This window comes from Devosia sp. XGJD_8 (assembly GCF_046614475.1).
In the GTDB taxonomy this organism is placed as follows: domain Bacteria; phylum Pseudomonadota; class Alphaproteobacteria; order Rhizobiales; family Devosiaceae; genus Devosia.
The window spans coordinates 1-578 of record NZ_JBKJHF010000005.1; the positions used below are offsets into that span (position 1 = coordinate 1).

1 protein-coding gene is annotated in these 578 nt (G+C 63.0%); it reads left to right on the plus strand.

Going from position 1 to position 578, the window contains the following annotated elements:
• A partial coding sequence (locus ACLI1C_RS20335) for an ABC transporter ATP-binding protein (RefSeq protein WP_411399404.1) occupies window positions 1–578 on the plus strand: 578 nt, incomplete at both ends.

Sequence of the window (578 nt, forward strand, 5' to 3'; positions counted from 1 at the left end):
ATCGAGCCAGGTGAGTTCACGGTCTTCGTCGGCCCGTCCGGTTGCGGCAAATCCACCCTGCTGCGCATGATTGCGGGGCTCGAGCCGATCACCGGGGGCGACCTGGTGATCGACGGGCAGCGCATGAATGACGTGCCGGCGGCCAAGCGCGGCATTGCCATGGTGTTCCAGTCCTATGCGCTCTACCCGCATATGAATGTCTACCAGAACCTGGCCTTTGGCCTCGAAACCGCCAAGACGCCCAAGGAAGAGATCAAGCTGCGCGTCCAGCGCGCCGCGGAAATCCTCCAGATCGTACCGCTGCTGCAGCGCAAGCCAAAGCAGCTTTCGGGCGGGCAGCGCCAGCGCGTCGCCATCGGCCGCGCCATCGTGCGTGAACCCAAGATCTTCCTGTTCGACGAACCGCTGAGCAACCTTGACGCGGAACTGCGCGTGCAGATGCGCGTCGAGATCGCCAAGCTGCACAATGATCTGGGAAACACCATGATCTATGTGACGCATGATCAGGTGGAGGCCATGACCATGGCCGACAAGATCGTGGTGCTGCGCCTGGGCGTCATCGAGCAGGCCGGTGCGCC